21 protein-coding genes, 2 pseudogenes and 1 riboswitch are annotated in these 20,497 nt (G+C 65.1%); of the genes and pseudogenes, 10 read left to right on the forward strand and 13 right to left on the reverse strand.

Annotation, left to right across the window (positions count from 1 at the left end):
• Positions 1-27 precede the first annotated feature (27 nt).
• The 5 genes from MI302_RS07310 to MI302_RS07330 all read right to left on the reverse strand — a co-directional run bounded on the left by MI302_RS07310 (position 28) and on the right by MI302_RS07330 (position 4,688).
• Entirely contained in the window at positions 28-342 is a 315-nt protein-coding gene (locus MI302_RS07310) for a hypothetical protein (protein WP_015717361.1), read from the reverse strand.
• Positions 323-1,075, reverse strand: coding sequence for an ABC transporter ATP-binding protein (locus MI302_RS07315; protein ID WP_239725335.1), 753 nt, complete (start codon positions 1,073-1,075; stop codon positions 323-325). The genes MI302_RS07310 and MI302_RS07315 overlap by 20 nt, the downstream gene beginning before the upstream one ends.
• Positions 1,062-2,090: an iron ABC transporter permease gene (locus MI302_RS07320; RefSeq protein ID WP_038028851.1), complete on the reverse strand. Its 1,029-nt coding sequence runs from the start codon at positions 2,088-2,090 to the stop codon at positions 1,062-1,064. The genes MI302_RS07315 and MI302_RS07320 overlap by 14 nt, the downstream gene beginning before the upstream one ends.
• Before the next feature lie 3 nt (positions 2,091-2,093).
• Positions 2,094-2,948, reverse strand: a complete 855-nt coding sequence (locus MI302_RS07325) for an ABC transporter substrate-binding protein (RefSeq protein ID WP_239725336.1) — start codon at positions 2,946-2,948, stop codon at positions 2,094-2,096.
• A 131-nt stretch (positions 2,949-3,079) separates the two neighbouring features.
• Positions 3,080-3,240, reverse strand: a riboswitch (cobalamin riboswitch).
• A 227-nt stretch (positions 3,241-3,467) separates the two neighbouring features.
• Positions 3,468-4,688, reverse strand: a complete 1,221-nt coding sequence (locus MI302_RS07330; protein ID WP_239725337.1) for an IS256-like element ISTth4 family transposase — start codon at positions 4,686-4,688, stop codon at positions 3,468-3,470.
• 57 nt (positions 4,689-4,745) lie between these two features.
• Here MI302_RS07330 and MI302_RS07335 point away from each other — a divergent pair, with 57 nt between their 5' ends.
• The 7 genes and pseudogenes from MI302_RS07335 to MI302_RS07365 all read left to right on the forward strand — a co-directional run bounded on the left by MI302_RS07335 (position 4,746) and on the right by MI302_RS07365 (position 11,098).
• Complete coding sequence (locus tag MI302_RS07335; RefSeq protein WP_239725338.1) at positions 4,746-5,831, forward strand: ROK family protein; 1,086 nt, start codon at positions 4,746-4,748, stop codon at positions 5,829-5,831.
• Positions 5,788-5,928 (forward strand): annotated as a pseudogene (locus MI302_RS07340) (carbohydrate ABC transporter substrate-binding protein); the annotation flags it as partial. The gene MI302_RS07335 and the pseudogene MI302_RS07340, both read left to right, overlap by 44 nt.
• A gap of 87 nt (positions 5,929-6,015) precedes the next feature.
• Positions 6,016-7,107: an IS4 family transposase gene (locus MI302_RS07345; RefSeq protein WP_014514485.1), complete on the forward strand. Its 1,092-nt coding sequence runs from the start codon at positions 6,016-6,018 to the stop codon at positions 7,105-7,107.
• Positions 7,108-8,211 (forward strand): annotated as a pseudogene (locus tag MI302_RS07350) (ABC transporter substrate-binding protein); the annotation flags it as partial. It lies immediately after the preceding gene.
• 53 nt (positions 8,212-8,264) lie between these two features.
• A complete protein-coding gene (locus MI302_RS07355) occupies positions 8,265-9,374 on the forward strand; it encodes a carbohydrate ABC transporter permease (RefSeq protein WP_239725339.1) in 1,110 nt (369 codons plus the stop codon).
• A complete protein-coding gene (locus MI302_RS07360; RefSeq protein WP_019551145.1) occupies positions 9,374-10,180 on the forward strand; it encodes a carbohydrate ABC transporter permease in 807 nt (268 codons plus the stop codon). The genes MI302_RS07355 and MI302_RS07360 overlap by 1 nt, the downstream gene beginning before the upstream one ends.
• 9 nt (positions 10,181-10,189) lie before the next feature.
• Complete coding sequence (locus tag MI302_RS07365) at positions 10,190-11,098, forward strand: NADPH:quinone oxidoreductase family protein (RefSeq protein ID WP_239725340.1); 909 nt, start codon at positions 10,190-10,192, stop codon at positions 11,096-11,098.
• On the opposite strand, the gene MI302_RS07370 is transcribed toward MI302_RS07365, so the two are convergent.
• Positions 11,095-11,943 carry an ornithine cyclodeaminase gene (locus MI302_RS07370; RefSeq protein ID WP_054391509.1) on the reverse strand — a complete coding sequence of 283 codons (849 nt, stop codon included), beginning with the start codon at positions 11,941-11,943 and terminating at the stop codon, positions 11,095-11,097. The genes MI302_RS07365 and MI302_RS07370 overlap by 4 nt on opposite strands.
• Before the next feature lie 9 nt (positions 11,944-11,952).
• Between MI302_RS07370 and MI302_RS07375 the strand changes: the two genes are divergently transcribed.
• A complete protein-coding gene (locus MI302_RS07375; protein ID WP_126200997.1) occupies positions 11,953-12,855 on the forward strand; it encodes an AEC family transporter in 903 nt (300 codons plus the stop codon).
• Here the strand turns inward: MI302_RS07375 and MI302_RS07380 are convergent.
• The 5 genes from MI302_RS07380 to MI302_RS07400 are packed head-to-tail and all read right to left on the reverse strand — an operon-like array spanning position 12,805 to position 16,318.
• Entirely contained in the window at positions 12,805-13,212 is a 408-nt protein-coding gene (locus MI302_RS07380) for a hypothetical protein (RefSeq protein ID WP_239725341.1), read from the reverse strand. The two genes, MI302_RS07375 and MI302_RS07380, sit on opposite strands and share 51 nt — an antisense overlap.
• Positions 13,209-13,895, reverse strand: a complete 687-nt coding sequence (locus MI302_RS07385; RefSeq protein WP_019551454.1) for a 16S rRNA (uracil(1498)-N(3))-methyltransferase — start codon at positions 13,893-13,895, stop codon at positions 13,209-13,211. Before MI302_RS07385 ends, MI302_RS07380 begins: the two co-directional genes overlap by 4 nt.
• Before the next feature lie 3 nt (positions 13,896-13,898).
• Positions 13,899-14,663 (reverse strand): 50S ribosomal protein L11 methyltransferase, encoded by a 765-nt coding sequence (locus MI302_RS07390; protein WP_038028864.1) that lies wholly within the window; start codon positions 14,661-14,663, stop codon positions 13,899-13,901.
• A 4-nt stretch (positions 14,664-14,667) separates the two neighbouring features.
• Positions 14,668-15,264 carry a metalloregulator ArsR/SmtB family transcription factor gene (locus tag MI302_RS07395; RefSeq protein WP_239725342.1) on the reverse strand — a complete coding sequence of 199 codons (597 nt, stop codon included), beginning with the start codon at positions 15,262-15,264 and terminating at the stop codon, positions 14,668-14,670.
• Between the two features lies 1 nt (position 15,265).
• The gene (locus MI302_RS07400) at positions 15,266-16,318 is read right to left on the reverse strand and encodes an Mrp/NBP35 family ATP-binding protein (RefSeq protein ID WP_239725343.1); all 1,053 of its coding nucleotides are present in this window, start codon (positions 16,316-16,318) and stop codon (positions 15,266-15,268) included.
• Between the two features lie 97 nt (positions 16,319-16,415).
• Here MI302_RS07400 and MI302_RS07405 point away from each other — a divergent pair, with 97 nt between their 5' ends.
• Complete coding sequence (locus tag MI302_RS07405) at positions 16,416-17,021, forward strand: hypothetical protein (RefSeq protein ID WP_126170496.1); 606 nt, start codon at positions 16,416-16,418, stop codon at positions 17,019-17,021.
• Positions 17,022-17,143: 122 nt separating this feature from the next.
• On the opposite strand, the gene MI302_RS07410 is transcribed toward MI302_RS07405, so the two are convergent.
• A complete protein-coding gene (locus MI302_RS07410; RefSeq protein WP_019551449.1) occupies positions 17,144-17,296 on the reverse strand; it encodes a hypothetical protein in 153 nt (50 codons plus the stop codon).
• Between the two features lie 63 nt (positions 17,297-17,359).
• On the opposite strand from MI302_RS07410, the gene MI302_RS07415 reads away from it, so the two are divergent.
• Positions 17,360-19,948: a valine--tRNA ligase gene (locus MI302_RS07415; protein WP_239725344.1), complete on the forward strand. Its 2,589-nt coding sequence runs from the start codon at positions 17,360-17,362 to the stop codon at positions 19,946-19,948.
• Here the strand turns inward: MI302_RS07415 and MI302_RS07420 are convergent.
• The gene (locus tag MI302_RS07420; RefSeq protein WP_239725345.1) at positions 19,932-20,495 is read right to left on the reverse strand and encodes a hypothetical protein; all 564 of its coding nucleotides are present in this window, start codon (positions 20,493-20,495) and stop codon (positions 19,932-19,934) included. The genes MI302_RS07415 and MI302_RS07420 overlap by 17 nt on opposite strands.
• Positions 20,496-20,497 lie beyond the last annotated feature (2 nt).

Here is a 20,497-nt window from a genome sequence, read left to right on the forward strand (position 1 = left end):
GGGGTTTCCGTCAAGGGCTTCTTGGCCTCACCCCAGCCGCCAGGCGTAGTAAGGGGTTTCCACAAAGGCCGGAGGCCCTCCCAGATACACCCTGAGCCCCGGAAGGATCAGGGTTTCCCCCTCCCACTCAAAGGCCAAGGGGTCCACCGGCAAAGGGTAGTGGAGAACTCCTTCCCGGGGCAGGCCAAGCCGCAGGCGCTCGGGCAGGGAAAGCTTACCCACCAGGAGGTAGCGGGCCCTCTTGGGTCCGGATTCCGTGTAAAAAGCCACCTCCTCCCCTAGGTCCAGGAGGAAAGCCCGGCCCCGGATGTAGAGCCTAGCCCTATCCGTCCAGGTAGACATGGGGCCTCCCCATGAGGTGGGCCACCCGCACCCCTGGGCCGTAGAGGTTTTGCAGAAGGGCTTCCGTGAGCACCGCCTCCGGCCTTCCTTCCGCCAAAAGCCGTCCCCCTTTCAACACCGCCACCCGTCCGGCCAAAGCCGCCTGGTTGGGGTCGTGAAGGACGGAAAGAATCCCCATCCCCTTGGCAACCAGGTTTTGGAAGAGGGCCAGAAGCCCACCCTGGTATTCCAGGTCCAGGAAGGTGGTGGGTTCGTCCAGAAGGAGGTAGCGGGGCCTAGCCACCAGGGCCCGGGCCAGAAGAACCCGCTGGCGCTCCCCGCCGGAAAGACTGCCCAGGTACCGGCCCCGGAAACGGGAAGCCCCCGTAACCTCCAAAGCCCACTCCACCGCTTCCACATCCTCCCGCCCTTCCCGCCCCCAAAGGCCCAGGTGGGGAAGCCTCCCCAGACGCACCACCTCCTCCACCAAGAGCCCCTCCGGGTAGGGGCCTCCCTGGGGCAGGTAGGCGAGGAGCCGGCCCCGGGCATAGCTTCCATAGGCCCGAAGGGGCTTTCCCTCCAGAAAGACCCCCCCTGCCCTGGGCCGGAGGAGCCCCGCCATAACCCTCAGAAGGGTGCTCTTCCCCGATCCATTGGGGCCCAAAAGGGCCACCCACTCCCCCGGCCTTACGGCCAGGCCCACCCCTAAGAGGGCATAGGGCCCCACGATCCCCTTGGCCTCAAGCCCTTCCACGCCGCCTCCACATCAGGTACAGGAAGAATGGCCCCCCGAGAAGAGTGGTCACCACCCCCACGGGAAGCTCCGCCGGCCGGGTAAGGGTGCGGGCCAGGAGGTCCGCCAGCGTTAGGAGAACCGCCCCGCCTAGGGCAGAAGCAGGCAGAAGCAACCGGTAATCCTCGCCCAAGAGGCGCCGGAGGAGATGGGGGGTAATCAGGCCCACGAAACCGATGATCCCCGCCTGGGCCACGGCAGCAGCCACCAACAGGCTTGCGGCAAGGAGGAGGAGGAGTTTCAAGCCCTCGAGGGGTAGCCCCATACTCCGGGCCACCTCCTCCCCCAGCTGGAGGGCGTTCAACACCCGCCCTAAAAGCAACAGCGGGGGAAGGGCCAGAAGGAAAAAAAGGACCATGGCCTTCACCGAAGGCCAGCCCATGAAGGCCAGGTTGCCCAGGGTGTAGGCGAAGACCGCCCGCACCCGGTCGGCGTCCTGCATCATCAGGTAGGTGGTGGCCCCAGTCAGAACGCTCCCCACCACCACCCCTGCCAGAACCAGCTCCCCCGTCCGGGCCGCCCCCCCTGCCAGAACCAGGGTGAGGAAGCTGGCGGAGAGGGCCCCGAGGAACCCGAAGAGGGTAGCGGAAAGGGGCAGGCTTTGGAAGATGGCGTGCTGGGCAAAGGCGGGGGCCAGGCCCCCCAGCAAGCTGGCCAGAAGGGCCACGGCGAAGGCCGCCCCCGCCGCCGAGCCCATGAGGTAGGGGTCGGCCAAGGGGTTGCGGAAAAGCCCCTGGAAGCTGGCCCCCGCCATCCCCAAGGCCGCCCCCACCAGCATCCCCCCCAGGACCCTGGGAAGCCGCATCTCCGTGACGATGGGATTCTCCTTTAGGCCCAAAAGGGCCTGGAGCACCTCGCCCGGCGGCAGGCTCACCGCCCCCATGGCTACCCCCAGCACCAGGGCCAGGAGGAGCAGGAGGAGGAGCCAGAAAAAGACCAGGCTCCGCCTAAGGGCCAGGGGGAGGGCCCGGGTCATGGCCTAACGCCCATGGAAGCAATCCACCAGAAGCCTAAGCCCTTGGGCCACCCGGGGGCCTGGGCGGGAGAGGAGGCTATCCTGACCCTCGGTAAACACGCAGATGCGCCCTATCTGCACCGCCTTCACCCGGCTCCAGCCAGGCCTGGCCCGGATGGTTTCCAGGGCACCCGGGTAGGTGGCCACGATCACCTCGGGGTTCTTCTCCACCACGAACTCGGGGGCGATCTTGGGGAAAAGACCCAGCTCCTTGGGGATGATGTTCACCCCCCGGGCCTTTTGGATCAGGACCCCGATGAAGCTCTCCGGACCCACGGTGTAGGGAGTGGGGTCGATCTCATAGTAAACCCGGGGCCGGGTCGTGGCCTTGGCCGCACGGGACTCCTCCTGGTACACCTCCCGCTGGATCTGGGCCACCAGGCGCTCCGCCTGGGCCTCGAGGCCAAGAAGCTTCCCCAGGGTACGGGTGGTGCGGAAGATATCCTCGTAGGTCTCAGTGCGCACCGCATACACCGTTAGGCCCGCCCGCTCCAGGGTTTCGTACAAACGCCCGTACTTGGAAACCAGAACCAGATCCGGCTTCAGAGAAACGATGAACTCGGGGTTGGGATTGTAAAGCCCCCCCGCCTTGGGCAGGGCCTTCACCCTCTCGGGCCAGTCGGAGTAGTCGTCGGTGGCCACGATGCGGTCGCAAGCCCCTAGGGCGCAGACCGTTTCCGTCACCGATGGGAGCATGGTAACGATGCGCTTTGGGGGTGCCTTGACCGTGACCGTGCGCCCTAGGTCGTCGGTGAGGGTAAGGGGAAAAGCAAAGGCCAGCGCCAGAAGAACCGAAAGAACCGAAAGAACTCTCCTCATGCCTACCTCCCTAAGGCCGCTAGGGCCAGGCCCGGGGGAGGTAGGGAAAACCCCTGCCGGAAAGCGGCAGGGGCGCAAATGGCTTTGCAAACCCCCATCGCTCCCCCATCCGCGTGAGGTGCCCGCCTCGGGGTCTGGCGGGCGGCCCTGGCAGGTATTCGGGCTTCCGGCCTGCGAAGCTTAAGCCCAAAGCATGGCCGGTTACCGTTGCGGGACAGCGCCGGACTTGCACCGGACTTCCCCACTTTAAGCCTGGACTACGCGCCCAGGCACCAGGGCAACGGACCTGGCTTTGAGGCCCTAGCGGGCCTTAAGGCCAGGCTAAGCCTAATGGGGCAAAAAGGCAAGGGCTTGACACATTCGGGGACGGGTGATTTACTTAGTCCCGAGAACGAACTAAAGGGAAAAGGGAAAGGAACTGGGATGCGCAAAGGGGACACGCGGGAAATCCGCAGGCTCAACCGCCGGGCTATCCTGGCCCACCTGAGGCGGGGCCCCCTTACCCGGGCGGAGGTCGTGTCAAGAGTTATGTGTAAGAGTCTGTGTACGGGGGGCATACCGCTCCTGAAGCATCTTCTCCAGCACCTCCTTCACCTCCGAGAACCCCTTTAGTTTCCGTTCTGCCCACCTCCCTTCCTGCCTCTCCGACTCCAGGTAAAGAAGCTTGTACACCGCCTCTTCCTTAGGAAACTTGTGGTCCCGCACCTTCGTCCCCCGCCGTAGCTCCCGGATAAACCGCTCCATCAGGTTGGTGCTCCGCAGGTACGGCCAAAGCACCTTGGGGTACCCGTAGAACCGCAGGAAGGCCCCCGAATCCTGTACCCAAAGCCCCACCACCCCCGGGTACCGCGAACCCCAGGCGGCCTTCACCTCCTCCAAGGCCCCAAGAGCTTCTTCCCGGCTCTCCGCCCCGTACACCCGCCTCAGGTCCTCCGCCAGCAGGGCCCGGTCCCGGGAGCGCACCTGGGACAGGCTCCACCGCACCCCGTGCACCACGCACCGCTGCCACTCCGCCTGAGGGTAGACCCTGCGGATCGCCTCGGGAAGCCCGGGCAGCCCGTCGGTGATGAAGAGCAATACCCGCCGCAGGCCCCGCTGCCAAAGCTCCCCCAGGACCCCCTCCCATCCCAGGGCGCTCTCCGTGGGCAACAGCCAAAACCCCAGGACCCGCCTCTCCCCATTAGGGGCGATGCCCAGGGCCACATACACGCTTTCCCGTACGATCCCTTCTCCTTCCCTGAAGACCTTTAGGGAAAGCCCGTCCAGGTAGACGAAGGCCATCTCCTCGGGCAAAGGCCGGGTGCGGAAGGCTCCTGCCGCCTCCAGGACCTCGTCCGTCAGGGCGCTCAGGGTCTCGTGGGAGTAGCGGTGGCCTAAGAGCAGGCTCAGTATCTCGGCCGCCTTGCGCTGACTGACCCCGGCGGCGTAAAGGGCTACCGCCACTTCCCCCACGTCCACCAGGCGGCGGACGTAGGGCTTAAGGAAAGCCGGGTAATACCGAGATTCCCGATCCCTAGGGACCTTCAGGTCCACCTGGCCGAAGGCGGTCTCCAGCTTGCGGGGGTAGTAGCCGTTCCTGCGGCCTCCGTGCACCTGCAAGAAGGCCGTCCGGTCCAGCTCCAGAACCGTCTGCAGAACCTCGGCTACTGTCTCCCGCACCGCTTCCCTCAGCAAGATCCGCAAGGTATCCTGGTCCACGGGGCACCTCCTCGTGCTAAGGTGTGCCCCCCTATTAAACACGGACCCTTACACATAAATCCTTACACGACCCGGGCGGACCTTTCCCGGCTTACCGGTTTGGCTAAAAGCGCGGTAAGCCGCCTGATAGATGAGCTTTTACAGGAGGGCCTTCTGGAGGAAGGGGCCTTTACCTCTCCCCCCGTGGGCCGGCCCGGCACCCTCTTGCACCTACGCCCTGGCGCCCGCTTTGCCCTAGGCGCGGAACTGGGGGTGGAGGAAACCGTCCTTCTGGCCCTGGACTGGCGGGGAGAGGTTCTATGGGCCAAGGAATGGAGCCACCCCCGGGAGGCCGGTCCCAGGGAACGTCTGGAACGGCTTCTGCAGGAGATTCTTCCCCATGTACCGGGGCCCTTGGGCCTGGGGTTCACCCTGCCTGGGGTGGTGGTGGAGGACCGGCTCCTCCTGGCCCCCAACCTGGGCTGGAAAAACCTGGACCTCCGGCCCCTGCTTTCCCACTTTCCCCTGCCCACGGCCTTGGAAAACGATGCCAAGGCCTCGGCCCTGTCCGAGGTCTTCTTTCACAGCGAGGCTAACCTCGCCTACCTGGTGCTCAGCACGGGCTTGGGAATCGGGGTGGTATCGGATAGCCGGATCCTGCGGGGAGCGGGTGGGGCCGCTGGGGAGCTGGGCCACTGGCTCGGCCAGGGGCACAAGCCCTGCGCCTGCGGCCGGGTGGGGTGCCTGGAAACCGAACTGGGCCTCGGTGCCCTCTTGGAGCATTACCGGTCCCTGGGCGGAAAGGCGGGGGCCCTCGAGGCCCTGCTCCAGCAGGCCAAGCAGGGGGAGGCTTTGGCCCTCGAGGCCATCCACCACTTGGGCGAGGCCTTGGGCCGCTTCCTGGCCAACCTGGCTGGGGCCTACGACCCGGCCCGGGTGGTCATAGGGGGCAAGGCAGCCGAGTTCTTCCCCTACCTGGAGCAATCCTTGCGCCAGTCCTTGGCGGCCCATGCCTTCCTGGAAGCCCATCGTTCCTTGCCCGTGCAACCTTCCCTTTATGGTCACCTGGCCCCGGCGGTGGGTGGGGCTAGCCTCTTTTTGGTGAGGTTTTTCGAGCTGGGCGGCCTGTGGGCAGAAAGCCCACGTCGCAATGGAGGTAGGTATGAGGAAGTGGCTTTTGGCGATCGGCGTGGCCTTGGGGCTTAGCGCCCTGGCCCAGACGGGCAAGCTGGAGATCTTCTCCTGGTGGGCGGGAGACGAAGGCCCGGCCCTCGAGGCCCTCATCCGGCTTTATAAGCAAAAGCTCAGTACACGTCAAAACGTGGGACCACCCCTTTAGGATGGACCTGCGCCCACGTGGATGGGCAGGTACCCATAGGAGGTGGTCCCCATGGAACAGCTTACCCCACTCATCAACGCCTTGAAGCGATACTGGAAGGCCGACCTCAGGCGCCTCACCTTCCTGGCCGCCCTGGTGATGGCTCTGGTCACCGCCCGCACCACAAGCGGCCCCAGACTCGCTCTTTCCCTCGGCTCCATAGCCAGCCCTGACCCCCGCTCCGCCTACCGAAGGTTCCAGCGGTTCTTGGCCTGGCCGGGGCTGGACGGGGAGGGCTATGCCCGCTTCATCTTCGCCCTCCTCCGACCCCAAGGGCTCCTCCTGGTCATGGACCGGACCGAGTGGGAGCTGGGGAAGAGCAAGGTCAACCTCCTGATGCTGGCCTTCCTGTACCAAGGCCTGGCCGTCCCCCTGTTCTGGAGCTTCCTTCCCCACGACGGCAACTCCTCCACCCCCGAACGCATCGCCCTGATGGAGAGGGCCTTGGCTTTCCTGAGGGCCCACTTCCCCCACCTCCGGGTGGAGGGGTTCCTGGCGGATCGGGAGTTCATAGGGGAGGCGTGGTTCCGGTACCTGGAGGAGAAGGGCATCCCCCGGTGCATCCGAATCAAGGCCAACACCCGGATGTGGCGGTTGGGCTCGGGCCCTCGGGCCTGGGAGCTCTTTGCCTCCCTGAAGGTGGGAGAGAGCCGGGTGCCCAGGCGGCGGTACTGGGTCTACGGGCGGCGCATGTGGGTGGTGGGGTTGCGCCTTGGGGTCCGGGAGTGGCTGATTGTGGCTACGGACCTGGACCCTCACCGGGTGCTGGAGGTGTACGGGCTCAGGTGGGGGATAGAGCGGCTCTTTGGGGCCCTGAAGGGGCGGGGATTTGACCTGGAGGCCACGCACGTGACGCGGGGGGAGAGGCTTTCGCGGCTTTTGGTCCCCTTGAGCCTGGCCTTCGTGTGGGCGTTTCGGACGGGGCTTGTGCTGCACCGGGTGCGTCCGGTGAGGCCCAAGAAGCACGGGAGGCTGGGACAGAGCCTCTTCCGGGCGGGGCTGGACCTGCTCACCCTTTGGGCGCTTGCCCTCTGGGGTGCAGGGGGAGGAAGGCGCGGAAGTCCCTTGGGGTTATGCCCTATGGAGGTTTTGACGTGTACATAGAAGCAAAAGTATCCCGGTGTGGAGGTCATCAACGCCACGGTTACCGGCGGGGCAGGGGTGAACGCCAAGGCGGTCCTGAAGACCCGCATGCTGGGCGGTGACCCGCCCGATACCTTCCAGGTGCACGCCGGACAGGAACTCATCGGCACCTGGGTGGTGGCCGACCGCATGGAGGACCTCACCAGCCTCTTCCGGCAGGAGGGTTGGCTCCAAGCCTTCCCCAAGGGCCTCATCGACCTCCTCTCCTACAAGGGAGGCATCTGGAGCGTGCCCGTCAACATCCACCGCTCCAACGTCATGTGGTACATCCCCGCCAAGCTGAAGGAATGGGGGGTGACCCCGCCCAAGACCTGGGCGGAGTTCCTCGCCACCTGCCAGACCTTGAAGCGGAAGGGCCTTGAAGCACCCTTGGCCCTGGGCGAGAACTGGACCCAGCAGCACCTTTGGGAAAGCGTGGCCCTGGCCACCCTGGGAGCCGACGGCTGGAATAACCTCTGGAGCGGCAAGCTAAAGTTCACCGACCCCAAGGCGGTGGCCGTATGGGAAACCTTTGGCAAGGTGCTGGATTGCGCCAACAAGGACGCCGCGGGGCTTTCCTGGCAACAGGCGGTGGACCGGGTAGTCCAGGGCAAGGCCGCTTTCAACATCATGGGCGACTGGGCCGCCGGCTACATGAGCACCACGCTGAAGCTGAAGCCCAGTGTGGACTTCGCCTGGGCCCCCTCCCCCGGCACCCAAGGGATCTTCATGATGCTCTCCGACTCCTTTGGCCTGCCCAAGGGAGCCAAGAACCGGCAAAACGCCATCAACTGGCTCAAGCTGGTGGGCTCCAAGCAGGGCCAGGACACCTTTAACCCCCTGAAGGGCTCCATCTCCGCCCGGCTGGACTCCGACCCCGCCAAGTACAACGCCTACGGCCAGTCGGCCATGAAGGACTGGAAGTCCAACCGCATCGTGGGCTCTTTGGTGCACGGGGCCGTAGCACCCGAAAGCTTCATGAGCCAGTTCGGCACGGTGATGGAGATCTTCTTGCAAAGCAGGAACCCACAAGCGGCGGCCAACGCCGCCCAGGCCATCGCCAACCAGGTGGGCTTGGGCCGCTAGAACCCCTCGGCCCGTGGGGGCAAAAGCCCCCACGGGCTTTTCCCGGAGGCCTCATGCGCGACCGGATCGTAGCCTTCCTGGTCCTCCTTCCGTCCTTGGTGGCCGTGGGCATCTTCGTCTACGGCTTCATCGGGCAAAACCTCTGGGTTTCCCTCACCGACTGGGGAAAGAACCCAGCCCAGGCCCTGGCCCTGAGGCCAGAGCTCCACTTCGTGGGCCTGGAAAACTACCGTGAACTCTTCACCGGCTTCGTGGACGTGCGTTTCCGCCAAAGCGTGGTCAACCTCATCTTCTTCACCCTCTTTTTCATGGGGGGAAGCCTGGGCCTAGGCCTCCTCCTGGCCATGGCCCTGGACCGCGGGCCCAAGGGGGAAGGCTTTTTCCGCACCGTCTTCCTCTTTCCCATGGCCCTCTCCTTCGTAGTCACCGGCACCATCTGGCGCTGGCTCTTGCAGCCCCAAGGTGGGATCAACGTCCTGCCCACCCTCTTTGGCCTACCCCCCTTCCACTTCCCCTGGCTCACCACCAGGCAGCAGACCTGGGTCTTTGACTGGAACCAACTGCCCTTTTACACCGCCTTGGCGGTGGGCCTAACCCTCTTGTACGTGGCTTGGAAAGCCCACCAGGAAGGGGAAAGGAAGCGGCTTTTCTGGAGCCTGTTGTCCAGCGGGGTCCTCCTGGTTTGGGCCTTCACCCTGGGCAGGACCACCCACCTTCTCCCCTACCCCGAGCCCCACGGCTTCAGCCTAGCCCTGGTGGGGGTGATTCTGGCGGCGGTCTGGCAGATGTCCGGCTACACCATGGCCCTTTATCTGGCGGGTCTAAGGGGAATCCCCGTGGAGGTGCTGGAAGCGGCCAAGGTGGACGGGGCCAGCGAGTGGCAGACCTACCGGCACGTCATCTTTCCCCTCCTCGCCCCCATCACCCTTTCCGCCATGATCGTCCTGGGGCACATCGCCCTGAAGATCTTCGACCTCATCTTCGCCATGGCCGGGCTGGACTACGCCCCCACCGATGTACCCGCCATCTACATGTACCTCCTCGCCTTCCGCGGGAATCAGTTCGCCAAGGGGGCGGCCATCGGCATACTCCTCTTGCTCTTGGTGGCCTTGGTGGTCATCCCCTACCTGGTAAGCCAGCTTCGGAAGGAGGTTAGGCGCTGATGGGCCGGTTCTTCCTGTACGCCTTCTTACTCCTCGCCACCCTCTTCTTCCTTCTCCCCGTCTATCTGGTGATCCTCACCGCCCTGAAGGAACCCGCCAAGATTACCCTGGACACGGTCTGGCGCTGGCCGGACCCCGTGTACTGGGAAAGCTTCAAAATCGCCTGGGATGCCTTCCGGCCCAAGTTCCAAAACAGCGTGGTCCTGGCCCTTTCCGCCACGGCGCTGTCCGCCCTGGTGGGAGCCCTCAACGGCTACGTCCTGGCCAAGTGGCCCTTTAGGGGTTCTAACCTCCTGTTTGCCCTCATGCTCTTCGGGATGTTCATCCCCTACCAGAGCATCCTCATCCCCCTTTTCCAGTTCGTAAAGGCCATAGGCCTTTACGGCACCCTATGGGGCCTCATCCTGGTCCACGTGGTCTACGGCATCCCCATCGTTACCCTTATCTTCAAGAACTACTACAGTGAAATCCCCGATGAGCTGGTGGAGGCTGCCCGCATAGACGGGGCAGGCTTCTTCGGCATCTTCCGCCACGTAATCCTGCCCCTTTCTGCCCCCGCCTTCGTGGTGGTGGCCATCTGGCAGTTCACCCAGATCTGGAACGAGTTCCTCTTCGCCGTGACCCTGACCCGGCCGGAAAGCCAGCCCATCACCGTGGCCCTGGCGCAACTGGCAGGCGGTGAGGCAGTGAAGTGGAACCTGCCCATGGCCGGGGCCATTCTGGCCGCTTTACCCACCCTTCTGGTCTACATCTTCCTGGGCCGGTACTTCCTTCGGGGGCTCCTGGCTGGCTCGGTAAAGGGGTAGACTCCTGCTATGCGCGCCTGGGTGCAAGAACGCCTTCAAGGCCCCATGACCTTTAAGGAGATCCCCGACCCCACGCCGGGCCCGGGAGAGGTAGTGCTGGAAGTGGAGGCGGTGGGCCTGAACTTCGCCGACCACCTCATGCGGCTTGGCGGATACCTCACCCGGATTCATCCGCCCTTCGTGCCGGGCATGGAGGTGGTGGGCCGGGTGGAGGGGCGGCGCTTTGCCGCCTTGGTAGGGCATGGGGCCCTGGCGGAGAAGGTAGCCGTGCCCAGGGAAGCCCTTCTACCCGTGCCCGAGGGGCTCTCCCCGGAGGAGGCCGCCGCCTACCCGGTTTCCTTCCTCACCGCCTACCTGGCCCTGAGGCAGGCGGGGGCCAAGCCCGGGGAAAAGGTCCTGGTGCAGGCAGCGGCGGGAGCTTTGGGAACAGCTTCGGTGCAGGTGGCAAAGGCCATGGGCCTAAAGGTGCTGGCCTCCGCCTCGAGGCCCGAGAAGCTGGATTTTCCCCAGGCCCTGGGGGCTGAGGCCGTCGCCACCTATGCGGAGCTCCCCGAAAAGGCCAAGGCATTCGGCGGGGTGGATATCCTTCTGGAGGTGCGGGGTAACCAGCTGGAGGAAAGCCTTTCCCTTCTGAACCCAGGGGGAAGGCTGGTCTATATTGGGGCCGCCGAGGGAGAGGTGGCGCCCCTGAATCCCTTGCGCCTCATGCGGAGGAACCTCACGGTAATGGGCTTTTGGCTTGCTCCCCTCCTCAGGGAAAAAGCCCTGGTGCAGGAGGCCTTGCGGTTTCTCCTGCCCCGTTTGGGCAGGGAGCTCAAGCCCGTGGTGGGAAGGGTTTTCCCCTTCCCCGAGGCTGAAGCCGCCTTCCAAGCCCTCCTGGACCGGGGCCATGTGGGCAAGATCGTCGTCCGCCTTTAGTCCAAGCCCAGGAGGTGCCGCACCGCCGCCAGGTCAAAAAGGGCGTGGCCCACGCTCTTGAAAAGCACGGGGTCCCCTTCCGACCGCTTGCCCAAAAGGGCTTCCCTTAAGGTCACCACCGGCTTGGAAAGACCCTGAAGCTCCCCGGCCTCCACCAGGGCATCCTCCGTGTCGCAATAAACCGCCGCCCGCTCCACCAAGGCCCTTGGCACCTCGCGCGTCTCCGGGCGGAAGCTCCCCACGGCGGCGATGAAGGTGCCCTCCGGCACCCTCTCGGGTAGGACGGGGGTGGAGCTCGATGTGGCCGTGACGATGAAGGCCACCTCCTCAGGCACCTCAGGGGCCACCCACTCCTCCGCCTCGAGGCCCATACCCCTGGCCTTGGCCAAAAGGGCCTCGGTCCGCTCCCTGCTCCTTCCCCGGATCCACACCCGGCGCAGGGCAAATCCCTCGGCGAAGGCCTCGAGGTGGGCTTCCCCCTGAACCCCAGGCCCCACCAGGAGCAGGGCCCCCTCTTGCCTGGGAGCAAGAAGCCGGGCCGCGAGAAGGGAAAGGGCAGCGGTGCGCCTTTTCGTGATCTCTTCCCCCGGCAGGTGAACAACCTCCCCGGTATCCAGCCTCCTGACCCAGACCTCCGCCTGCACCGCAGGCTGGCGGTGGGCCTCGGGCTGTTCCCTTCGGGAAGCCTCCACCGTGACCAGCTTGCAAAGGGCCACCTCTTGGTCTGCGGCGGGCATCACCAAAAACCGCCCTCCCGGGATGGGAAGGACCTGCCTTCTCGGAACCTCCGCCTTCCGGAGAAGCACCCTTTCTATAGCCTTGGAAAGCGCCAGATAGCCTGCCATGCCTTTAGAATGCCTCACATGCAGGCCCTTCTCAACACGGTTCTTCCCGTGGCCCTGGTGATCTTCTCCGGGTATCTGATGGGAAAGCGCATCCCCATGGACCTCACCACCTTAAGCCGCCTTACCCTCTACCTCCTGGTGCCCGCCCTCATCTTCGACGCCATGTACCGGGCGGAGTACTCCCGGGAAGGCCTGGTGGGCCTTGCCTTGGGCTTTACCCTCACCTACCTCCTCCTCTTTCTGGCCATCACCGGGATGGCCAGGCTCCTTGGCCTCTCCCCCGAGGCCGCCAAGTCCCTTCTCGTCTGCAGCCTGTTCCCCAACTCCGGCAACATGGGGCTTTCCCTGGTCTACTTTGCCCTGGGAGAAGAGGGCCTGAGACGGGCCGTAGTGTACTTCATCCTCTCCAGCGTGGTCATGTTCGGCCTGGGACCGGCCTTCATACGGGGAGGCGGCCTCAAGGAAGGGCTCCTTTTCACCCTGCGCCTGCCCCTCTTTTACGCCCTCCTTCTGGGCCTGCTGCTGAAGACCCTGGGGGTAAGCCTTCCCTTCCGCCTGGACGAGGGCCTACGCCTCATGGGCCAGGCGGCCATCCCCGTTCTCCTCCTCACCCTGGGAATGCAGATGAGCCAGACCCGCTTCCAGGTGGGGGCCTTTGAGGGAGTGGCCAGCAGCCTGCGGCTCCTTGTGGCCCCCCTTCTGGCCTACGGGGTGGGGTTCATCCTGGGCCTTCCCCGCCTGGAGCACCAGGTCCTGGTCCTGCAGTCGGCCACCCCAGTGGCGGTGAACGCCTTCCTCCTCACGCGGGAGTTTGGGGGGGAAGCCTTGCGGGTGGCCAGGAGCGTGGTGGTTTCCACCTTCCTAGCCTTCTTGACCATTCCCCTTTTTCTCCTCCTCATCGGGGTCCGGTAGCCTGGGCATCCCCAGGTCCAGCTGGAAAAGAACCCCCTCCACCCAAAGCCCCACCAGGCGGTGGTAGCCCTGGCTCAAGGGAAAGGAAACCCGGTAGGAGCCCACCTCCTCTAGAAGGAGGGTTTTCTCCTGGAGCAAGGCCTCCTCCCGGAACCACTTGAGGTGAAGGTAGCCCGGGGAAGGAAGGCGCTCCACCCTGAGGACCAGGATGGCCTCCTCCGCGCCCTTCTCCAGGCGGGCCACCACAAAAGGCCTTTCCGGGGGCAGGGGCTTGCCCGGGTCCAGGGGGAGGAAGGTGTAGCGGCAGCCCGCAAGAAAGAGGAGGACCACACCCCCAAGCCAGCCGAAGGTCTTCATCTCCCCTCCCCGGCGGTGCACAGGGCGAGGAGGGCGATGGCTGCCGTTTCCGCCCGCAGAATCCTCTGGCCCAGGAAGACCGGGGTAAAGCCCTTTTCCTGCAAAAGCTCCACCTCCTCCTCCGCAAATCCGCCTTCCGGTCCCACGGCCAAGGCCAGGGACTTCCCAAGGTCCAGCACCTCCCGAACCAGGCTTCTTGCTCCCACATGGGCCACCATACCCTGCTCCACCTTCGGAAGGGCGTTCAGGGGAATGGGAGGCAGGACCTCGGGCACCCTTAGCCTTCCCGACTGTTTGGCTGCCTCCACGGCGATGGCCTGAAGCCTTTTCAGCTTCCCCTCCCCCATCTCCTTGGGCACGGAGTGCCGGGTGACGAGGGGTTGGATGCGGGTGGCCCCGAGCTCCGTGGCCGCGCGCACCACCTCGGCAAGCTTGTCCCCCTTTAAAAGAGCGGGGTAGAGGGCCACCTCCACCCCCACCTCCCGCTCCGGGCGCCGTTCCTCCAGGATGCGGTAGCGCACCGGTGGCCCCAGCTCCACCACCTCCGCCAGGGCCTCCCGGTCCACGTCAAAGACGGTGAACCGGTCCCCCACCTTGGCCCGCAGCACCTCCAGGAGGTGCCGGCTTTCCCTTAAGGGAAGCACCCCGGTAAGGCCTGGGCTATGGGCGCGGTGCGGGCGCATGGCTCAGATCCCGTAGGCCAGCAACACCCACTCCCCTTCCCTCTCCTCCTCCAGGAGGGAGAAGCCTTCCCTGGCCATGGCCTCCTTCACCAGGGAGGCCTTTTCCAAAAGGATCCCCGTGAGGAGGAGCCTCCCCCCAGGGGCCAAGGCCTTTGGATAAAGGGGGGCCAGCTCCCGGTGAAGCTCCGCAAACAGGTTGGCCACCAGGAGATCAAAGGGCCCGTGAGGTAGGGCTTCCTCGAGGCTACCCGGGAGGAAGCAGACCCCGGCCCCGTTTCTTCTGGCGTTCTCCTCCGCCTGGGGAAGCACGGTTTCGTCAATATCTACCCCCAAGGCCTTGCCCCCCAGCTTGGCGGCGGCGATGGCCAGGATGCCCGAGCCCGTGCCCAGGTCCAGCACCCTTTCCCCAGGACGCAGGTGGCGGGCCAAGGCGGAAAGGGCCAGGCGGGTGGTCTCGTGGTGCCCGGTGCCGAAGGCCATGCCGGGCTCGATCACCAAAGGAATCCCCTCCCCCTCCCAGGGGTGCCAGGGAGCCAGCACCACGAAGGGCCCAGCCCACACGGGCTTAAGGTCTCGCCGCCAGGCGGAAAGCCAGTCCTCGTCGGGGAGCTCCTCCCATACTCCCCCAAAGGGGAGGTCCAGAGGAGCAGGGAAATAGGCCCACACCTCCCCCTCCCGCTCCTCGAGGCCCCGGGCCCCCCGGTCGAAGAGATCGGGGATCAAGGGGTCCAGTTCCGCCGCCGTGCCCTTTAGGCGGTAAACCCACACCCCGCTATTCTACCCGGTAGCGGCAACAGCTTCCCCCCTCGGCCAGCCTCTCCTCCCGCACCAGGGGCAGGCCTAAAAGCTCCTGGTAGGCAAGGAGCTCGCTTTGGCAAAGGGCCTCGTGCTCCCGGGAGAGGGCCAGCTTGGGGCAGCGCTTCTGGCAAAGGTACAGCCTTCCCCCTTCCTCCACCACCTCCGCCTCATAGCCCTGCTCCCTCAGGAACTGGGCCAGGCGGGCGAGCCGTTCCCTGAGGGGAAGGGCCTCCAGGTTCAAGGAAGCAAACAGGCTACGGTTCCTTTCCAAAAGGAGGCGCACCACCCCCTCCCGGCCCAGAACCCTCTCCATCTCCCTAAGCACGTCCCCGCAAAAGGCCGCGTAAGGAGCTTCCCCGTCCGAGGCCCGGTACACCCGGTAAGGCCGGCCCCGGCCCGGGCATTTCCGCACCTCCGAGCGCACCAGGCCCCGGGCCTCGAGGTCCTGTAGGTGCTTCAGAACCGCCACCCGGCTTACCCCCAGGGCTTCGGCCAGCTCCTTGGCGGTATAGGGCCTTAGCCTCAGGAGGTCCAAAACCCGTTCCTTGGTGCCTTCCAGAACTAGGGCCATGTCAGGCCATGGGCAAGGCGATAAAGGCCTGCACGCTCAAGGCGGCGGCCAGCTCCCGGGCCGCCCTTCTGAAGGCCTCCGCCTCCGGGCCTTCCGGGTTCTCCACCAGGATGGGCCTTCCCCTATCCCCGCTCTCCCGCAAGGGCATGGTAAGGGGAATCTCCCCTAGGAAGCGGGTCTTGAGCCGTTCCGCAAGCCGCCGGCCCCCACCTTCCCCAAAGATGGGGGTGGGCTTTCCGCAGTGGGGGCAGAGGAAGTGGCTCATGTTCTCCAAAACCCCCAGGATGGGCACCTGCACCTTCTTGAACATATCGGCAGCCCTTTCCGCATCGATTAGGGCCACCTCCTGCGGGGTGGTCACGATCACCCCGCCGGAAACCTTGGTGAGCTGGGCCAGGCTAAGCTGCACATCCCCGGTACCTGGGGGCAGGTCCACCACCAGGTAGTCCAGCTCCCCCCAGTTCACCTCCTCCAGAAACTGTTTGATGGTTCCGTGGAGAATGGGCCCCCGCCAGATCATGGCCTGGCCAGGGGGAACGATGTTGGCGATGGAAAGGACCTTAAGGCCAAAGGCCTCGAGGGGAAGGATCTTCCGGTTCTGGTCCACCTTGAGCCTCTCCCCCTCCAGGCCGAACATCTTGGCCTGGCTGGGCCCGTAGAGGTCAGCGTCCAAGAGGCCCACCCGGGCCCCCTCCTGCAAGAGGGCCAGGGCCAGGTTGGCGGCCACGGTGCTCTTGCCCACCCCCCCCTTGCCGGAGCCCACCGCCACCACGTACTTCACCCCGGGGATGGGGTACTGCTCGGGAGCCTTAACCCCACCGCCGAAACGCACCCGCACCTCCTCCACCCCCAAAGGATGAAGGGCCCGCCTGATGTCCGCTTCTATCTGGCCCTTTAAGGGACAGGCGGGGGTGGTGAGGTTGATGAGGAGGTCCACCCGGCCCCCCTCCAGCCTCACCTCCCCTACCATGCCCAAGGAAACCAGATCCTTGCCCAGCTCGGGGTCCATCACCGTGCGCAGGGCCTCGAGGACCCGCTCTTCCGTAAGCGCCATACCGGGCTCAGGGTATACCCGGATATGGTTTTGGGCAAGGGGGGGACTCACAGTTTTCATCAAAACCCTCCTGAGGCCTGGGCTAATATGGATCTGCATGTACCCTGAGTGGCGGAAGCAACCCTTCTTTGAACTCCACCTGGCCTGGCTGATTCAGGGACCCAGGGGCTACGACCTTCTCTTCAAGATCAACCCCTATAGCCTTTACAAAACCCGTGAGGAAGCCCTGGAGGCCGCCAAAACCCTCCTTAAAGGGGAGAGGCTGGACCAGGATCCCAAGGTGGGAAGAAACCAGGCTCCCGTGCTTCTTTCCCCGGAGGACCGCACCCGCTTCCTGGTCCTTTTGGAAAGCGGGAAGGCCCTCGTGCCCCTGGACCGCTACGCCCTTTTGGGGGAGATCGTCTTGGTGGAGGAGCGCCTTCTCCACCGGGCTCCCTTCCGGGACCCCAGCAACGTCCTCTATAGCCTCGAGGGGCTTCCCGTCCGGCTCCTCCACACACCCGTCAACGACCCCGAAGCGGATTCGAGGGAGGTATCCCAGGGGATCCTCCAGCTGGAACCGGAAGGGATCCGGGTGGGGGAAACCTTCCTGGCCATCCCTGGGGAAACCCCGATAGAGGGCCTGGCCTACGAGGATGCCTTCTTCGACCTGGGGGAGGGCCACTACTACCTCTATGCGCTTTCCAGCTCCACGCCCTCGTAGGGGGCTTCGAGGTCCAAGGCCGCTTCCGGGCAAGGCAGAACTACCCGCCCCACCGCGTAACGCCTCCCACCTGAAGCCTCCTTCCCCCCTACGGGAAAGCTCCAGGCGCGGCTCCCGGGTGCTCACCAGAAGATACGCCTGAGGTTATGGGTCTTGCTGGTCCCGGCCATAGCGTGGGGGAAACCGCCCATCAGCCCATGGCGCACGGGGCTTCCTTCCTCCATTTCTAGGTAGGCAGTGAAGGACATGGGCAAGGCCCGAGCTACTTCCCCCATGCCAACCTCATCCTAACACCCCCTGAACGCACCCCACCCAGCTTGGGTAAACTATCGGACAGCATGGACCTACCCAAGGCCTACGACCCCAAGACCGTGGAGCCCAAGTGGGCGGAGAAGTGGGCGAACAACCCCTTCGTGGCCAACCCCAAAAGCGGCAAGACCCCCTTCGTCATCTTCATGCCACCCCCCAACGTGACGGGAAGCCTCCACATGGGCCATGCCCTGGACAACTCCCTACAGGATGCCCTCATCCGCTATAAGCGCATGCAAGGGTATGAAGCCGTGTGGCTTCCCGGAACCGACCATGCGGGCATCGCCACCCAGGTGGTGGTGGAAAGGCTTCTCCTGAAAGAGGGCAAGACCCGGCACGACCTGGGACGGGAAGCCTTCCTGAAGCGGGTTTGGGAGTGGAAGGAGGAATCGGGGGGTACCATCCTAAAGCAACTCAAACGCCTTGGGGCCAGCGCTGACTGGAGCCGGGAAGCCTTCACCATGGACGAAGCCCGCTCCAAGGCGGTGCGCTACGCCTTCAGCCGCTACTATCACGAGGGCCTGGCCTACCGAGCCCCCCGCCTGGTCAACTGGTGCCCCCGGTGCGAAACCACGCTTTCGGACCTGGAGGTGGAAACGGAGCCCACCCCGGGCAAGCTCTACACCCTGGCCTACGAGGTGGAAGGCGGCGAACGCATCGCCATCGCCACCGTGAGGCCGGAAACCGTCTTCGCTGACCAGGCCATCGCCGTCCACCCCGAGGACGAGCGCTACCGGCACCTTATCGGCAAAAAGGCCCGCATCCCCCTCACGGACATCTGGATCCCCATCCTGGCGGACAGTGCCGTGGAGCGGGAGTTCGGCACCGGGGCCCTCAAAGTGACCCCAGCGCACGACCCCTTGGACTACGAGATCGGGGAACGCCACGGACTCGAGGCCATCTCCGTCATCAACCTGGAAGGCCGCATGGAAGGGGAACGGGTGCCGGAAGCCCTAAGGGGCCTGGACCGGTTTGAGGCCAGGAAAAAGGCCGTGGAGCTTTTCCGGGAAGCGGGGCACCTTCTCAAGGAGGAGGACTACACCATCCAGATGGCCACCTGCTCCCGCTGCGGCACCCCCTTGGAGTACGCCATCTTTCCCCAGTGGTGGCTTTCCATGAAGCCCCTGGCGGAAAAGGTGATCAGGGGCCTGGAACGGGATGAGATCGCCTTCGTACCCGAGCGCTGGAAGAAGGTAAACCTGGACTGGCTGAAGAATGTCCGGGACTGGAACATCTCCCGCCAGCTTTGGTGGGGGCACCAGATCCCTGCCTGGTACTGCCAGGACTGTCAGGCGGTGAACGTGCCCCACCCCGAGCGCTACCTGGAAGATCCCAGCACCTGCGAGGCCTGCGGAAGCCCAAACCTCAAGCGGGATGAGGACGTCTTTGACACCTGGTTCTCCTCGGCCCTTTGGCCCCTTTCCACCCTGGGTTGGCCCGAGGAAACGGAGGACCTCAAGGCCTTCTACCCCGGGGACGTCCTGGTCACGGGCTACGACATCCTCTTCCTATGGGTGAGCCGCATGGAGGTCTCCGGTTACCACTTCCGGGGGGAAAGGCCCTTTAAGACCGTACTCCTCCACGGCCTCGTCCTGGACGAGAAGGGACAAAAGATGTCCAAATCCAAGGGGAACGTCATAGATCCCCTGGAAATGGTGGAGCGCTATGGAGCGGACGCCCTCCGCTTTGCCCTCACCTATCTGGCCACCGGAGGCCAGGACATCAGGCTGGACCTCCGCTGGCTGGAAATGGCCCGGAACTTCGCCAACAAGCTCTATAATGCCGCTCGCTTTGTGCTCCTGAGCCGGGAGGCCTTCCAGGCCAAGGCGGAAGAGCCCACCCTGGCCGACCGCTTCATGCAAAGCCGCCTGAGCCGAGGGGTGAAGGAGATCACTGCCCTTTACGAGGCCCTGGACCTGGCCCAGGCGGCCCGGGAGGTATATGAGCTGGTCTGGAGCGAGTTCTGCGACTGGTACCTGGAGGCCAGCAAGCCAGCCCTCAGGGCAGGGAATGCCTTTACCCTACGCACCCTCGAGGAAACCCTCGCCACCCTCCTGAAGCTCCTCCACCCCATCATGCCCTTCCTCACCAGCGAGCTCTACCAGGCCCTCACCGGCAAGGAGGAGCTCGCCCTCGAGGCCTGGCCCCAACCCAAGGCCACGGACGAGGAAGCCGAAGCCCGGTTTGAAGCCCTCAAGCAGGCGGTAACGGCGGTGCGGGCCCTGAAGGCCGAGGCCGGGCTTCCCTTGGCCCAGGAGGTGCGGGTCTACCTGGAAGGGGAAGCCACGCCGGTGGTGGAAAACCAGGAGGTCTTCCGCTTTCTGGCCCGGGCCGAGCTGTTACCCGAGCGGCCCAACAGGGCCCTGGTGAAGGCCATGCCCAAGGTGACGGTGCGCATGCCCTTGGAGGGCCTTCTCGACGTGGACGAGTGGAGGCGCCGGCAGGAGAAGCGCCTGCAAGAACTCCTGGCCCTGGCGGAAAGGAGCCAGAAAAAGCTTTCCGCCCCCGGCTTCCGGGAGAAGGCTCCCAAGGAGGTGGTGGAGGCCGAGGAGGAACGGCTTAGGGAGAACCTAGCCCAGCTGGAGCGCATCCGGGAGGCCCTCAGCCAAATAGGGTAAGCCGGGGGTCTTGGGCCTCCCCCGGAGCCTCGGCCACCGCCTCGGCCAGGCGCAGGTGCACGGTCACGAAGGGGAAACGCTCCAAGGGCTCCAGCTCCACGATGGGACGGTCGGGGAGGAGGGGGTAAAGGCCCGCCTCCAGGAGGGTTTGGAAGGGCTTGGCCTGGGAAAGGAAGTCAGAAAGCCTGACTCCCCGGGGCAGGAGAAGCTCTCCGGCCAGGAGGTAGTCCCCAAAGAGGAGGGCCAGGCGCCTCTTCTCCAGGAGGGCGGGGCTGGTACGGGGCTCGCTGGGCTTCCCACCCACCACCCACTGGATCCGCTCCTTCCTCAAGGCCAGGAATCCGGTGCTGGCCTTGAGCTCCCCCGCCTCAGGGGGGTGGCGGAACCCCGGGGCGTAGACCAAGGCGCCGGTCACGGGAAGGTAGGCCCTGTCGGCGTTGAGGAGGTCCGCGGTGCCCGCGCCAGGCACCAGGTAGATGAGCCCGTAGACCCGGTAAGCCTGGGTGTAGATCCTGGCCTCATGTACCTCTCGGGGCTGCTTGTACATCC

Source organism: Thermus sp. NEB1569 (assembly GCF_022385295.1).
Lineage (GTDB): Bacteria > Deinococcota > Deinococci > Deinococcales > Thermaceae > Thermus > Thermus scotoductus.